Here is a 15208-nt window from a genome sequence, read left to right on the forward strand (position 1 = left end):
GCAAGTAGCAATTTTATTGCTGAAGTTCTTTCAATTCAGAAATGATCGAAAGCGTCGACGGCGCAGCTTCTTGCCATGCCATCCTCGGCGATAATGGGGAAGCATCTGCACTGCGTTCGATCCATAAATCATGCTTTGTGCGGCGGATCATTGGCACGTTTAGTAATCGATACCCGGGTGAAGTGTCTTGAAAGGTGATCTAGAGAGAATAAGCATTTCAGATCTAGCTGCGTTCATCGAGATCGCTCGGCATGGATCAATGCGCGCCGCCGCCCTCGAACTTGGCTTATCTGCCTCAGCTCTAAGTCACGCCTTAAAGCGGCTGGAAGATCGACTGGGTGTGCGTCTCGTTAATCGTACGACCCGTGCGCTTTCGATCACCGTTGAAGGACGCGAACTGGAACGCTATGCAGCCACTGGCCTAGATACAATTGGAGAGGGTCTAGCCGCGATTCGGGCTCGGAAGCAGTCAGAGATCCAGATGCTCAAGATCTCGCTATCACACGATGCGGCGCGCCTCCTACTCTGGCCAGTGCTGTGGAGCTTTCAGCAACGCTGGCCTAACGTCCATCTTGATCTAGTGATAGAAGAACGCCTGGTGGACTTAGTAGCGGAAGGCTTTGACGGCGGCATTCGATACGGTGACCGAGTGCCAGAGGGGATGGTTGGTCTGGAGCTTACACATCCGCTTAAGTGGGTGGTCGTGGCAGCGCCCAGCTATCTGCAACATGCTGGGAGACCTGAGAATCCAAGCGATCTGCGGCGGCATGTTTGTATTGAGAACAGAATCGGCGACGGCTCAATCTATCGCTGGGAACTTGGCGACGGTGATCGTATGGTCAAGGTAATTCCCAGCGGAATGCTGAGGGTGAGCAGCACCGACTCTCTGCTCGCTGCAACGTTGCAGGGATTGGGGTTGGCATACTGTCTGGAACTCAGAGTGCAGGACGAAATCTCGTCCGGCGCACTTGAAGTTGTGATGCCAGACTGGGCATCAATGGGCGCACCATTCATGCTGTACTACCCCACTCGTCGCCAATCCCTGCCCGGCCTCAAGGGGCTAGCGGAGGTAATTCGGACACAGATGATCGATGCATGCTAAAACATGCTCCAAACTATGGAGTTGGGATCGACATGAATGGTCTGCCAACGTACTCCATCACCAGTTCGATACCGGAGTGCTCTCCAGACTCTCCCTCTGGATCACATATGTAGGTTGCTGTGAGGCAATGAGAGCGCTTCTTGCCACCGGCATCAGACAGAGCCAGTCCGGAGGACTCCGAGAATGGATGCCCTGGACTCGCTAGTTCCATAAGCACCTCGTCCATATGAGTGGGTATCGGAATGCAGTCCCTTCATATGGAAGCGTTCAATTGCCAACCACTGTTGAGGCGCTGAAGTTGCGGTCCTCCGCTGTGGTTGGCTTTAACATTCCTAAACGCGGATGAGACCAAAAACCCTACCTTCAATACTGCCACATCAGCACGAGTTCGAAGCCGAATTTACTGAAGAATGATTGGCACTGCCACGACGAGGCGTTGAGCGGGCTCGGACAGATCTCACCTCTTGGACCATCAGACTGAATCCGCACAAACTTCAAAAGAAGAACTTAATTGGACGCTGCGATTGGCCAATTCCATCTGATTTGAACCTACACTCTGTTCGAGAGCATTCAGAGGGAGTTGCAATGCAGTTCATCGTCGACGGGCCAGACATCCCAGAAGCACTTCTACAGGCACACGAAGAAGGACGAGTAGTCTTCTTCTGCGGCGCCGGAGTCTCCTACCCGTCAGGACTACCTGGTTTCAAAGGACTGGTTGAGCAAATCTATGCGTCGAATGGGACATCATTCACGGACATCGAGCGTGCCGCCTTCGATCATTCAAAGTTCGACGCGACTCTCGATCTACTTGAAAGGCGACTGCCTGGGCAGCGATTGGCGGTTCGGCGCGCCCTAGCGAAATCGTTGAGACCCAAGCTTCGTCGGAAGGGAGCAATTGACACCCAAGCAGCGCTTCTTCGGTTAGCACGAAGCCGGGATGGCGCGTTGCGGTTGGTGACTACCAACTTCGATCGAACCTTCCACGCGGCGGCGAAGCGCATGGGCCAACCATTTCCGGCCTATCCCGCTCCAATGCTGCCGATCCCTAAGAGCAGCCGCTGGGATGGGCTTGTCTTTCTGCATGGCCTGCTTCCGGAGAGTGAGGATGATGCAGCACTCCATCGACTAGTGGCCACCAGTGGTGACTTCGGCTTGGCTTACTTGACCGAACGCTGGGCCGCGCGGTTCGTCAGCGAACTTTTTCGCAACTATGTCGTTTGCTTCATTGGATACAGCATTGACGATCCGGTCCTCCGGTACATGATGGACGCATTAGCAGCAGATCGAATGCTCGGTGAGGTTACCCCGCAGGCGTGGGCGTTCGGAGATTGCGAAGCCGGGAAAGAGCATCTGAAGACTATTGAATGGGAAGCTAAGGGCGTTAGACCTATCCTCTACAGGGTTCAGCCTGCTACCCATGACCACTCTGCGTTGCACGACACAATCAGGACTTGGGCAGATGTCTATCGCGATGGAGTTCAAGGTAAAGAGGCCATTGTTGCGAAGCACGCCATGGCCCAACCTCAGGACAGCACGCTCCAGGACGATTTTGTTGGACGAATGCTGTGGGCTCTTTCAGACAAGTCAGGCCTCCCCGCGAAGCGCTTCGCGGAGTTCAATCCAGTTCCCCCGCTTGAGTGGCTCCTCGAGGCATTTTCCCATGAGCGATTCTTGCAGAGGGATCTAGCCCGCTTTGGCTTCTCCTCGGTTAAGGAGGAGGATGCAGAACTCAGATTCAGCTTGGTTCGTAGGCCTGCGCCTTATGATCACGCTCCTCCTATGACACTGGCGTCTTCTGGAAGTATGGCCAGCCGATGGGATGGATTGATGTTCCAGCTCGCACGCTGGCTTGTGCGTCATCTGGACGATCCACGATTGATCATATGGATTGCAGAGCGTGGCGGGCAGATGGATAGTCGCTGGATCTCTCTAGTCGACTCCGAACTTGAGCGTCTGGCCACACTGGAACGGGATGGCAAAGTCTCGGAGCTGGATCTTATTCGCCTGGACGCCCCAAAGGGTGTGCCCGATCCAAAGATGCGAACTCTTTGGAGAATCGTGCTCGGTGGCCGACTCAAGACCCCACTGTCAGGGGGGCTGCTATATCGTTGGATCAAGCGTCTTAGACGTGAGGGACTGAACACGTCTCTTCGGATGGAACTTCGTAGCCTTCTCAGCCCAAAGATCACACTAAGGCGTCCATTTGTTTGGGACGGCGAAGTGGCCGATGGTGCAGACGAGACAGTGCGAATTAAGCAGTTGGTTGACTGGGACCTTGTGCTTGCGGAGGACAATGTACATGCGGTCCTCCAGGATCAGTCTAAGGGTGAGTGGGAGAAGGCACTCCCGCTCCTGCATTCGGACCTACAGCAACTGCTCTGTGACGCGCTGGGCCTTCTTCGAGATCTAGGAGAGGCAGATGACCTTGTCGATAGATCCTACTGGGACCTTCCATCAATCACGCCCCATTGGCAGAACCGGTCCTTCCGAGACTGGGTTAGCCTGATTGAACTGCTACGCGACGCTTGGTTAGCAGTTCGAGCTACGGATGAGTCGAGATCCACGCTCATGGCTCAGGCATGGTTCGAGATCCCGTATCCCACATTCAAGCGGCTGGCATTGTTTGCGGCCAGCCAGGACAATTGCATCGAGCAGGAGCAGTGGGTCGATTGGCTGCTACTGGATGAGGGGCGGTGGCTGTGGTCGCAGTGCACCGCACGCGAAGTGCTGAGGCTTCTTGTTCTCCAGGGGTGAATTCTAGACAACGCGTCTCAAGCACGCTTGGAGAATGTCATCTTGGCAGGACCTCCCCGCGAGATGTATCGCGATGATCTGGAGTCCGAACGCTGGGATCGCCTGGTTGCTCGCGCAGTATGGATTCGTCTAGCGAAGCTGGAGTCCTCGGGCCTACATCTTGGTGTGTCTGCAGCAAGGCGCCTAGCGGAGATATCCATCGCGCATCCTGAGTTGAGATTGGACCCTAACGAGAAGGACGAATTCTCACACTGGATGAGCGGCACCGGAGATCCGGATTTCGAGGACGGCAGAGAGGTCGATGTCGCCCCTCGCACTCGCAAGGAGCTAGTTGAATGGCTTGAATCGCCGAGGCCTGCCCATAGACCGTTCTATGAGGACACTTGGCGGGATGTCTGCCGTACTCGCTTCTTCCATAGCCTTGCCGCGCTCTGCGACCTCGCTCACCAAGACGTCTGGCCCGCAGTTCGGTGGCGCGAGGCGCTTCAGGTTTGGTCGGACGATTCAATGGCAGCCCGCTCCTGGCAGTACGCATCGCCTTTGGTACTGCTAATGCCTGATGAAGTTCTGTCCGAGATCGCACCTGCAGTAGCGTGGTGGATGGAGGCCACTTCAAGAAGCGGCGCGAATCGCGAGAACCTCCTATTGACTCTCGCCGGTCGAGTGCTTGCGCTTCCGATCCCCTTGAGTAGTGGCATGACAAGGAACGGCGAGCCAATCGATAACCCTGTCTCGGAGGCGATTAATCACCCCATTGGGCATGCCACGCGCGCCTTGCTCAATCTATGGTTCAAGAGGGCGCCCAACGATGGAGACCTACTTCCCCCTGAACTTAAGGCGGCATTTTCCGCCATATGCGATGTTGAAGTAGATCGATTCCGCCATGGCAGGGTGTTGCTCGCATCTAGACTCATCGCCCTGTATCGCGTAGACCGGGCGTGGACCGAAGCGACGCTACTACCGCTCTTCGATTGGTCCAACCCTGTCGAAGCGAAAGCAGCCTGGGAAGGATTTCTTTGGTCACCGCGACTGTACCAGCCATTGATGGTGGCATTGAAGTCGCAGTTCCTATTGACGGCCGGTCACTACGCCGACCTTGGTGAACACCGAGGACAGTTCTCTGCTTTCCTAACGCACTCAGCCCTAGGGCAATTGGAAGGCTACTCTCGGGACGACTTTAGATCTGCATTGGGCAAGCTTCCACAGGATGGACTGGAGAAGTCCGCACAATCGCTCTCCCAAGCACTGGAGGCCGCAGGCGATCAACGCGAAGACTTCTGGAGAAATCGAGTCCAACCCTTCTGGCAGGAGATTTGGCCAAAATCGCGCAATCTAGCTACACCCAGCATTGCTGCCTCCTTAGCTCGACTCGCCATCGCGGCCCGGGTTGAGTTCCCTTCCGCATTGAAGGCGGTACGTGACTGGCTTCAGCCGGTAGCGAATTCGGACTACATCGTCCATCTTCTACTAGAATCTGGCCTTTGTAGCCAGTCGCCAACTGAGGCTTTAGATTTGCTGGGTGCCGTTGTTGGATCCCAACAATGGGCGCCTCTAGGACTGAATGAATGCCTAGCTCAAGTAAGGGCCGCCGCTCCCGACCTAGAGCGAAACAACCAGTTTCATCGACTTGAGGAGCTGGTGCGAACGCGCTCCTAAGAGTTCTGGCGGGGCATCATTCGAAGCTTGCGAGATGCCCTATTACGAACTCGCTTTTCTCCTTCTCCCGCTCTCGATTCCAACCACCCTTGAGCCCGCCTCGCGCTGCTTCTTGATCTGTGACTTCAGCTCAGAAATCTCCTTCTTCAAGGCGGCGATCTTTGCATCTCGCTGCACCACCTCGATCGAGTACATGTTCTTGAACTGCGCAGAAATACCGTCGTACCTCTCTTTCCATCCCAGCCTTTGTGAGTAGGACTTTCGTCTGGCGGCCTTCACGCTCGTAGGAACGTCCACTCGAAGTTTCGTGAGCCAGGCCTGCACCTCGAGCTTTGTGGTGCCGGCATGCTTCTCTCCGTGCAGCGATACCGCTGTTACCTTTGCCCGCCGACACAGCTCTGCAACATTCAGCCGACCAGAGTTCCGTGGATACACTCCGTCGTTCTCCGATATCTCCCTGTCAATCTCGGCCATAGTTGATCGAAGGCGTGCAACGAACGCCTCCGTCCGCTCCTTTCCAAGCTCGGCAAGACTCTTCTTTTGTCTCATTTCAGAAGTACCACATTGGGTACGAGGCGCGTCAGCAAACTGCTCTTCGAGAAGTATTCGTCCACCTTCTTCCACCTGCCGAGCACGGACTTGATCTGCCCCCGGAACTGAGCAATGAGCATAACGTCATCATCCACGAAAGCGTGCTCTAGCAACTCAAGATTGTACTGAACTGTCTCGATGGCCTGAACAACGCTTCTGGACGCCTTATCCTCGTCGTCAGGGAGAATCAACTGATTCTCACATGCAGGATGACAGTAGTGTGGATTAGCCTGACCATGCCCCTTGTTGCAAAGGCCTCCATCGGTGAAGTTCGTACACACTATTCCTGGTGCGACAACTGCCCAAGAAGAGCCCTCAGCAGTCATCGCGCGGGCGAACTCCCTGATGTTCTGCGGATCAAGGGCGGACTTACCCAGCCGGCGCGCGAACAGCGCCACACGCCCCCGTAGCTTCTCTGCGCCGGCCCCCTGAACCTCATCAGCCTTATTGATCGCCTCCACTCCCTTTAGAATAAGCATCTCACGTACAACTTGCTGTACTTCGGAAAGAATTCCTGGATCCGAAAGTATGTAGCGCATGATTGTCATTTGTTCATCCCTGTGCCCAAAGACATCCATCAAAATCTTTGGCGCATGGACAAGCGCTAGAGCAACAATTCGAGCGAGGGTCTTTCGGAATCGATGCGGGTTCATACCACCATCGGTGAGCCAGCGCTCCAGGCCAAGTATCTCCACGAAGCTATTGAACACATGCGCAAGGCTCGGCACCTTATCTGGATATCTTGGGGAAACCCACAGGCCGTTCCCCTTTAGGCCGTGGTGCCGTCGAAAAATGTTCGCTAGGCGCTCTTGCTGCAGAATCGCTTGAATGGCAATTGACGGCGCTGGCGCTTCACTCTGCCTCCCTCCGGGATTCTCAAACTTCCAGGTTCTGAACTCGTAAACACTGGAACCACCTCGCTTGCCAAGCGAGCCGATCTGCATCGTTAGCAGTTCACCATGTCGGGGACCGCCAGAAAGAGCCACCGGAAAAGCGTGTGCACCCTGTAGAACCACTATCAGGCGCAAGGCCTGGGGTAACGTCCGAGGCGGCCATGCGACGGTTTTTCCACTTCGCCCGGATTTCATCGAAAATTGAAGCGGGGCATCCCTAAGCGGCTCCCCGTCAGGCCCCCGCCATTCCCATGACCGGATCACAGCATTGCTTACGCGAGCAGCTCGGCGACTGGGAGATGGCGAGGGACCGTCTTTCAGATCACGAGTAGTTTCAGTAGCGGCGAGTGCGGCCTCTACGGCATCCAACAAAGTAGGACCAACGACTTCGATCATCACCAGTGCCATCGAGCCTGCTTCAGAGACGAACTCATCTGAGTATGGCTGATGAGGTTTCGCTATGCTGACCGGGATTGTATGCTCAGGTTCACCCGTTCGATCTCGCGCAGCCTTCATTCCATGAACCGTTGGACGCATGGGCGCGGGGCCATCGGGAAGACACCCCAGTCGGTGGTAGTACTCAACCACCCCAAGGCAGTCAGAGTACTTCTGCGTCAGGCCAGCGCGTTCGACCAGGCTCCAGAGTCTCTTGGAGCTTGGACGTACATTTGTACGCTGGATCGCCCTCTTAAGATTGGCAATGAGCGTCCGGATCGTTGTGTATCTATACACCTTCCCGGTTTTGCCTGGAATTATCGCCATCGTGATCGCCAGCCTCATAAGCTCTCGAACTACGAAGGGTGAGTGCTTCCCCTTGCACGTCTTGCCCCTTCCAGAATAGAGCCTTAGATCGAGATCAGAGGTCCGTAGGCCAGACTGATGTTCGTCGTCAATACGAAGAACGCCCCAGTTGTCCCCCATTCCAACAAGCTTCTGAAGCTGCTTCAGCTTTGCCTCCGGCGCCAACCTCAGCTCATTCGGACTAATCGACAGTAGCGACACCTCCACGTCAGGAGCTAGGAGTTCATGGTTGCCTGCTACTAGAGACCGGTTGACCATTTTCATCAGTGCTGCCCTGCGAAGTAGATTGGCATGTGCTCACCGGAGGCTATCCTTGCCGCCCACTTATCAATGGCGAACTTCACTGCATCTGCTGGCCATTGAAGAACGGTTAGGCGAAGCCGCGCCAGGTCACTTGCATCTGATCCAGCATCGAACCGAACCATTCCTACGGAGGTCCGAACTGCCTCTAGCTCTGCCACACGCCGGCAGATGAAGTCCAGGCTGTCCGTGAACACAAAACAGTTGGGGCAGCCGCTGGAAGCACACCTATGCTGCTGGACGCATAGAGTGCATCCATCTCTCGGATTGCCTGGATCAATGACTGCTGGCGGGCTGTAAGGATCTGCACATCCGCTTCCGTCGTAGGTCTTATGACGGCGTGCTTGATTCAGCTTTTCGATCTCGGCTTCACTGACGTCCAACTTTGCGAGCTTCGCCCTCGTCAAGGCTACGTCGAACACACGATTGACCCGAAGCTGGGAGAACAAGTCATCAATCACTTCGGACACAAGCGAGAAGGATTCCTCAAAAGAAGATCTTCGGTAGCCATAGTGCCTAGTGGTCATGAGGTTCTTGTGACCAAGTAGTACCATCATTACCCAGTTCGAGTATTGAGAATCCTTGAAGATCGCAGCCGCGGCGACATCTCTGAACTGTCCAATTGACATGGTCTCGGAAGCTGTACGGGTGCCGTCATCGAGTTGCTCTATCAGAGAGGCGAGCCAGTTGTTTGCAGTTCGAGTTGTGCGGGGATTTACTACATACACCCCTTGTCGCCGTCCGCGCACTGTTACGCCCACCCATGGACTACGAGCGACAACGTCTGGGAGAGGGCACAGGCGCGGGTTTCTTTCGATATGGCCTCGAAGCCCTTCTGTCCGCTTCAGAAGAAGCTCAACTAACGAATGACAGCCCGTCGCATCGCCTACCCGTGACACAGTCCATTGCGCGGTCCCTTTGGCCCGGTCCTTAGGCGCATAGATCCATGCATGCTGCTCATCATAGACTGCCGTCCAGTCGCTCAAGTTCATGGATGCTGCGGTTGCGGGGTTCCAGGCGCTCCGCGCTACAAAGAGCAGGAAGAAAATTGAGACATCTGCGCTAGTAGGATAGGTTCCGGCAACCAGATCGTGCCAGCCGACCTCGCTTCCTGATCGTTCGTGGTCATCGGGGTAGTGCGCCCACCAGCTTGGGAGTCTTTTGATGCGCTTGCCGAAGATCGCCAACAACTGAGATCGCCGAGGCACTGGATTTCCCGTCAGCCTTATGAGCGCGCGATAGGTCGCGTGCGCATCCGCTTCCGTACATACGAAGTCGGGGGCATTCATGAACTCAGGATTCTCTCTGTACAACTCGATCAGATCGCGTCCTTGAGGAATGAGTCTGTCCGTTCTCCTCCACCGCTGTAGAACCTTCAGTGCCTCCGCTCGTAGCAGCCTAATGACGGCCAATCCGTGCTCTTCGGATGGGGTCTCGCGGCGATTCGAGGCTATCCTGAAAACTGGAAGTACTAGCTCTGGAAGTTCATGGTAGCTAATCGCGGTCTTTATAATCGCGCGGACGACGGCAGCTCTGCTGTCCATAGTGGCATCCCATGCACCCTCCGGACCCGGGCTTGTGTAGAGGGCAACGTGCCGGGATGTCAGATCGCGAAGTCTAACCACCCGTTTGAATGGAATTCCATTTGAGGCCATGTATCCCTCAAGTGCATCGAGGAATCTCCAGAAGGACACCAGTGCCCCCCTTCTTGCAGCTGCACCGTCTGATGCGATGCCTTCAATACTCGCGCTCAGCGTAGGCCATAGATCGCGCAGCAGCTCCGGCCTACCAGTGAATCCCCCCTTCCAGGAATGCCTGACTGCGGCAATGGGCGGGGCATCACTTGCACCAGTCGCCAGAATCGAGAAGTCATAGATCTTCCCCGTGCTAATGAGGTCCGGATGTGTACAGGGCACCACCCATTTCCCAGGCATTCCCCCTGTATCTTCACGCGCTCTCACGTCAATGCCTCGTCGATGATCGCATTCCAACGAATTGCTGGATGCCCTCGATCACGACCAATTTTGGCTACCGCAGCGCGCAAGTATTGCATCGTCGTGCGCTCATCAACGTGCCCCATAAGCGGACTGAGAAGCATCTTTACCTGTCCGGCCATGAGCCCATGCAACCAACCGAAGTCAGCACCACTCAGCTCTGAGTTGCCTGCGAGGGCCAACTGCGCCCGCGTCAGGGCGCAGATCTTCTCCACCGCAAAATGGTGCCTTCCTGTATGAGGGTGCCATCCTTTGGGACAATGCCGATCGGAAGTCCAAATCCGGCGAAGCATCTCATTGCTCACAGGTCGGTTCACACCTTCTCCAAGCCACAGACGATCTGTCCGCTTGGTGTGTTTCCTATCACCAATGTGATATCTCGTCAGCTGGGTCGGTCGAATCACCGAAATGTAGTGCCAGATCCTTTCGGCAAGATCTAGTGGCACAAATACCGTACGCCATCTTGTGCCAAGGTCTGACCCAGGACTGACCTTGCCTCCCTTAGTGCCATACTTGAGCACTAGCGGAACCTCACCAGCCAATATCCAGTCGGGTTGCCAGTTGGTTCTCTCGCTCGTTCTTTTTGCTGGAAAACAGGTGACCCGTAGTTGATTGGCTTCCGAGATCCTGAGGCCAGAACGGATGATCAGCTCGAAGATCAGAATTTTTACGGGCGCACGCACCGAAATCGACTTCAACCACATCTCAACCTCCCTGTCAGGAGGGAGGATGATCGGAGCTTCCGGCGCAGTTAGAGACCCGATCCGCACAGTCTTTGAGCGCAGTGTTCCGCTTTGCGAGCTTGTGGGCGATATGTAGGTGTATGCAACTTTTCTTACAGGTATCTGCATGGGCAGGCGATAGCCGCGCTCGCTGGCCCAGGTCAGAAATAGACACGCCTCATTGACGTAGAGGTTAACTGTAGCGGGATCCAACTGCCTCCCACTCGGGGAGCCGTCTCCACTCAGGAGTGCCGGCTGATACTGATGAAGGATATTCTCGTTGTAGGAAATTTCTCGCCAATCAGTGGCTTGGTCTATGCACCATTCGAGAAAAATAGAAAGCCTTGCGGCCATGTTTCTTCGCGAGCGCAAGGTTGGGATGGGCCCGTAAAAGAGCTCACTCTCAGCTTTTGCTTTTGATCGGTCGCGAGGAAGTTGCCATTCCCCGTTGCTGCGCTCATCGAGGTAGCGGTTGGCTTCAATTGGGTATGAGCCATCGTCACCGATCAGAATCGGTACATGCTGCAACTTAGGCGCGTGTGCAAAGGCTCCCTCAGGGGGCATAACCACTTGCATCGGATTGACTCCGAGCTGACCTGCAGCGGACGGTACGCCCGCTGTTCGCCAAGGTCAATAGGCCACTTAAGCCTTTGAAGGGGTTGAACTTACGTACTTCTCGCGGCGGATCTGCGGGTTGCCCAGGCCAGCCGCCTTGAGCAGCTCGGCGCAGGCATCGACCATGTCCGGGTTGCCGCACAGGTAGGCGATGTCGGTGGCCGGGTCCGGCGTGAAGGCGGCCAACGCCTGCTGCACGTAGCCATGCTGCACGTCCGGGTGAGCATCGGCCGGCAGTTCCCGCGACAGGCACGGAACATAACGGAAGTTCGGGTGCTTTTCGGCGAAGCTGTAGAAGTCTTCGCTGTACAGCAGCTCACCCGGGCTGCGCGCGCCCTGCAGCAGCACGATCTGCACGCCCCGTTCGGCCATCGCCGTTTCCAGCAGCGGCAGCATCGAGCGGTACGGGGTAACGCCGGTACCGGTCGCGATCAGCAGGTAGCGGGCGTTGTGGTCGCCGGGGTTCAGGCAGAACCGGCCATAGGGACCGGACGCACTGATCTGGCCGCCCTGCTCCAGCGCCTCGAACAGGGCCGTGGCGGCGCCACCAGGCACGAAACTGACCGCGATATCCACCGCCTCGCCCGGGCCCAGCGCGTGGTCGTGGATGGTCGCCAGCGAGTAGCTGCGCTTGGTTTCGGTGCCGTCGGCGTAGCTGAAATGGACCTGGATGAACTGGCCGGGCTGGAAATCCAGCGGCTGTCCATCGTCACGCACGAACTGGTAGTGGCCGACGGTCGGGGCCAGCATGCGGCAGCCGACCAGCTTGAGGGGGAATTGAACAGGCACGACTTTTCGGGACAGTGTGTAGCCGGGGCAAGCCCTCGGGGTCTTCTATAATAGCCCCTCCCCGCCCCTCTCCAGCGCCAGCCCATGGGCGCGAAGGCTTCGAGCTTGGCATCCCAGAACGATATGGCGCCCGCCCTGCGCGTGCGCGACCTGCGCAAGACCTACGACAATGGCACCCAGGCCCTGAAGGGGGTTTCCCTGGAAGTGGCCCCGGGCGATTTCTTCGCCCTGCTCGGCCCCAACGGCGCCGGCAAGTCGACCCTGATCGGTATTATCAGCTCCCTGGTCAACCTCAGCGAGGGCCAGGTGGAAGTGTTCGGCAGCGACCTGGTGCGCAACCGCAGCGCCACCATGCGCCTGATCGGGCTGGTGCCGCAGGAAATCAACTTCAACCTGTTCGAGAAGCCCTTCGACATCCTGGTGAACTACGCCGGATTCTACGGCGTGCCGCGCGAGGAAGCCGAGCAGCGCGCCGAAGAGGAACTCAAGCGCGCGCACCTGTGGGAAAAGGCCCAGGTGATGAGCCGCACGCTGTCCGGCGGCATGAAGCGCCGGCTGATGATCGCCCGCGCGATGATGACCCGCCCGCGCCTGTTGATCCTGGACGAACCGACCGCCGGCGTGGACATCGAGATCCGCCGCGACATGTGGCGCGTGCTGAAGGAGATCAATGCCGCCGGCACCACGATCATCCTCACCACGCACTACCTGGAAGAGGCCGAGTACCTGTGCCGGCACCTGGCGATCATCAACCACGGCCAGATCGTCGAGCAGGGCCCGATGCGCGCCCTGCTGGCCAAGCTGGACGTGGAAGGCTTCCTGCTGGACATCGACGGTGAGCTGCCGGCGCAGCTGCCGGTGATCGAAGGCGCGACGCTGACCGCGCCGGACCCGCACACGCTGGACATCGACATGCCACGCGCAATGGACCTCAACCGCGTGTTCGCCACGCTCAACGAGTCCGGCATCCGCGTGCGTTCGATGCGTACCAAGAGCAACCGCCTGGAGGAGCTGTTCGTGCGCCTCACCGGCAACCTGGAGAAGCCTGCATGAGCACCACCGAGCTGACCGACGGCCAGCGCAACCGCGTCGCACTGATGACCATCGTGCGCCGCGAAGTCGCCCGCATCATGCGCATCTGGGGCCAGACCCTGGTGCCGCCGGCGATCACCATGACCCTGTACTTCCTGATCTTCGGCAACCTGATCGGGTCGCGCGTGGGTGACATGGGTGGCTACACCTACATGCAGTTCATCGTGCCTGGCCTGGTGATGATGAGCGTGATCCAGAACAGCTACGGCAACATCAGCTCCTCGTTCTTCGGCGCCAAGTTCGGTCGTCACGTGGAAGAACTGCTGGTCAGCCCGATGCCGAACTGGGTGATCCTGTGGGGCTACGTGGCCGGCGCGGTGCTGCGCGGCCTGATGGTGGGCGTGATCGTGCTGATCATCGCGATGTTCTTCACCCCGGTGCGCATCCCGCACCCGCTGGTGATGCTGACCACGGTGATCCTGGGCGCGACGATCTTCTCGCTGGCCGGCTTCATCAACGCGGTGTATGCGAAGAAATTCGACGACGTGGCGATCGTGCCGACCTTCATCCTGACCCCGCTGACCTATCTGGGTGGCGTGTTCTATTCGGTGAAGCTGCTCCCGGGCTGGGCCGAAGCGGCCACGCACGCGAACCCGATCTTCTACATGGTCAATGCGTTCCGCTATGGCCTGCTGGGCAGCAGCGATGTACCGCTGCCGGTGGCCTACGGCCTGATGATCGGTTTCGTGGTGGTGCTGACGGCGCTGGCGCTGTGGCTGCTGCGCCGTGGCGTGGGCATGCGCAGCTGAGTTTTGCGTGCAGGGCCTGCGGCCCTGCACCCGCCGAATCAACGTCAACGTCAACTTCAACGGCAAAAGCTGGCTATCCGGGGGATGGCGGGGTGGGTCCGGTTGCGGGGGACGCCGTGAATCCGTCCATGGAGGCTCGGTCGCCGCATCCATGCGGCTCACGCCCCCGCAACCGGACCCACCCCGCCTTCGACAAATTTCTGCGATCTGCCGGGGAGTCGTTCTGCGCTGCTGTTTGTGGGTTTCGACCTTGGTCGACACGGTAGATCCACGCCATGCGTGGATGGAGCGTTCACGGTAAGGCCGATGCTCCGCTCTTCTCGTTCGGGATTGCGGCTAGGCTGTGGTCATGAAGATCACTTCCGTTCCGTTGGACAAGGCCGTGTCGGACGGCCCCATCGATGCCTTCAGCCATGCGCTGCTGGGCGATTCACCCTCGTTGGATGAGATGCTGGAATACCTGGCATCACTACGCACGGCTGATCCCCGGTATCGCTATCTGTGCACGCTCGACGATGCCGGCCAGTGCCGTTACACCAGCATGCACGCGTCCGACGACGAGCGCATCGCACTGTATGAGGACGAAGACCCGGCAACCCCCGAAGATGCGTTGGCGGCACGCGAGCGGTTGCTGGCGCATGTCGTCGCGCAGCTCGAACATTCCTCTCATCGGCTGGAATGGACCACCCTGCCGGGTACCTTGCTGTGCAGTGACGCAGACATCGAGGCGCTGGTCGCGGCCAATGCCGCACCCGACCTCATCGTCGACGAGACCGTCTGCGTGCAGCAGGTGCCGGTGGACCGCGATGACCTGATGATTGCCGCCCTGCCCAACGGCTACTTCAGCGCGGACTGGGACATCTTCCAGAACCACGCCCTGATACGGCACCTGCAGGAGCGCTACGACTACCGCCTGTTCGGACTCGGCGCATCGTGGCTTGGCTTCCAGCGTAACCGGGCGCCACCGCCAGCAGAGGCAAACGCGTTGGTCGCTGACCTGCAGCGTGTCTACGCTGCCGGAACACACGAAACCTGGTCACAACTGGCTGCAACGCTGGCCACCCGAACCACGCTTCTATTGGGATACACCGAAGACTTCAGCCAACAGCTGTCCTGAGCAGAGCCGCCGAGCGTGGGTCATGCGGGCCGT

At 57.7% G+C, this 15208-nt stretch carries 11 protein-coding genes; 6 read left to right on the forward strand and 5 right to left on the reverse strand.

The genetic code is table 11. The features are described from left to right. Positions 1 to 259 precede the first annotated feature (259 nt). The 3 genes from ACW5IY_RS21110 (at position 260) to ACW5IY_RS21120 (ending at position 5512) form a co-directional block, all read left to right on the forward strand. Positions 260 to 1102 carry a LysR family transcriptional regulator gene (locus ACW5IY_RS21110; RefSeq protein WP_080281918.1) on the forward strand — a complete coding sequence of 281 codons (843 nt, stop codon included), beginning with the start codon at positions 260 to 262 and terminating at the stop codon, positions 1100 to 1102. Positions 1103 to 1687: 585 nt separating this feature from the next. Further along, on the forward strand, positions 1688 to 3856 hold the full coding sequence (locus tag ACW5IY_RS21115) for an SIR2 family protein (protein ID WP_197573146.1): 2169 nt from the start codon (positions 1688 to 1690) through the stop codon (positions 3854 to 3856). Between the two features lie 507 nt (positions 3857 to 4363). Beyond that, positions 4364 to 5512: a hypothetical protein gene (locus ACW5IY_RS21120; protein WP_148565003.1), complete on the forward strand. Its 1149-nt coding sequence runs from the start codon at positions 4364 to 4366 to the stop codon at positions 5510 to 5512. A 42-nt stretch (positions 5513 to 5554) separates the two neighbouring features. Here ACW5IY_RS21120 and ACW5IY_RS21125 read toward each other — a convergent pair whose 3' ends face one another. The 5 genes from ACW5IY_RS21125 to ACW5IY_RS21145 all read right to left on the reverse strand — a co-directional run bounded on the left by ACW5IY_RS21125 (position 5555) and on the right by ACW5IY_RS21145 (position 12217). Next, the gene (locus tag ACW5IY_RS21125; protein ID WP_049459868.1) at positions 5555 to 6061 is read right to left on the reverse strand and encodes a hypothetical protein; all 507 of its coding nucleotides are present in this window, start codon (positions 6059 to 6061) and stop codon (positions 5555 to 5557) included. Then, on the reverse strand, positions 6058 to 8061 hold the full coding sequence (locus ACW5IY_RS21130; RefSeq protein WP_125899103.1) for a site-specific integrase: 2004 nt from the start codon (positions 8059 to 8061) through the stop codon (positions 6058 to 6060). Before ACW5IY_RS21130 ends, ACW5IY_RS21125 begins: the two co-directional genes overlap by 4 nt. Next, entirely contained in the window at positions 8061 to 10058 is a 1998-nt protein-coding gene (locus ACW5IY_RS21135) for a hypothetical protein (protein WP_125899102.1), read from the reverse strand. Before ACW5IY_RS21135 ends, ACW5IY_RS21130 begins: the two co-directional genes overlap by 1 nt. After that, positions 10055 to 11389: a site-specific integrase gene (locus ACW5IY_RS21140; RefSeq protein WP_125899101.1), complete on the reverse strand. Its 1335-nt coding sequence runs from the start codon at positions 11387 to 11389 to the stop codon at positions 10055 to 10057. The genes ACW5IY_RS21135 and ACW5IY_RS21140 overlap by 4 nt, the downstream gene beginning before the upstream one ends. 66 nt (positions 11390 to 11455) lie before the next feature. Further along, entirely contained in the window at positions 11456 to 12217 is a 762-nt protein-coding gene (locus ACW5IY_RS21145) for a ferredoxin--NADP reductase (RefSeq protein ID WP_100049953.1), read from the reverse strand. Between the two features lie 84 nt (positions 12218 to 12301). On the opposite strand from ACW5IY_RS21145, the gene ACW5IY_RS21150 reads away from it, so the two are divergent. The 3 genes from ACW5IY_RS21150 (at position 12302) to ACW5IY_RS21160 (ending at position 15175) form a co-directional block, all read left to right on the forward strand. Further along, positions 12302 to 13270 (forward strand): ABC transporter ATP-binding protein, encoded by a 969-nt coding sequence (locus tag ACW5IY_RS21150; protein ID WP_010482249.1) that lies wholly within the window; start codon positions 12302 to 12304, stop codon positions 13268 to 13270. Further along, entirely contained in the window at positions 13267 to 14058 is a 792-nt protein-coding gene (locus tag ACW5IY_RS21155; protein ID WP_010482250.1) for an ABC transporter permease, read from the forward strand. Before ACW5IY_RS21150 ends, ACW5IY_RS21155 begins: the two co-directional genes overlap by 4 nt. Positions 14059 to 14407: 349 nt before the next feature. Beyond that, a complete protein-coding gene (locus tag ACW5IY_RS21160; protein ID WP_049435953.1) occupies positions 14408 to 15175 on the forward strand; it encodes a hypothetical protein in 768 nt (255 codons plus the stop codon). Positions 15176 to 15208: the final 33 nt, after the last annotated feature.

Source organism: Stenotrophomonas sp. C-A, from assembly GCF_054030835.1.

Excerpts from the sequence above, each read along its gene's own strand:
- ACW5IY_RS21110 (WP_080281918.1), top strand. The coding sequence starts at position 260 with ATGCGCGCCGCCGCCCTCGAACTTGGCTTATCTGCCTCAGCTCTAAGT.
- ACW5IY_RS21115 (WP_197573146.1), top strand. The coding sequence starts at position 1,688 with ATGCAGTTCATCGTCGACGGGCCAGACATCCCAGAAGCACTTCTACAG.
- ACW5IY_RS21120 (WP_148565003.1), top strand. The coding sequence starts at position 4,364 with ATGGCAGCCCGCTCCTGGCAGTACGCATCGCCTTTGGTACTGCTAATG.
- ACW5IY_RS21125 (WP_049459868.1), bottom strand. The coding sequence starts at position 6,061 with ATGAGACAAAAGAAGAGTCTTGCCGAGCTTGGAAAGGAGCGGACGGAG.
- ACW5IY_RS21130 (WP_125899103.1), bottom strand. The coding sequence starts at position 8,061 with ATGAAAATGGTCAACCGGTCTCTAGTAGCAGGCAACCATGAACTCCTA.
- ACW5IY_RS21140 (WP_125899101.1), bottom strand. The coding sequence starts at position 11,389 with ATGCAAGTGGTTATGCCCCCTGAGGGAGCCTTTGCACACGCGCCTAAG.
- ACW5IY_RS21150 (WP_010482249.1), top strand. The coding sequence starts at position 12,302 with ATGGGCGCGAAGGCTTCGAGCTTGGCATCCCAGAACGATATGGCGCCC.
- ACW5IY_RS21155 (WP_010482250.1), top strand. The coding sequence starts at position 13,267 with ATGAGCACCACCGAGCTGACCGACGGCCAGCGCAACCGCGTCGCACTG.
- ACW5IY_RS21160 (WP_049435953.1), top strand. The coding sequence starts at position 14,408 with ATGAAGATCACTTCCGTTCCGTTGGACAAGGCCGTGTCGGACGGCCCC.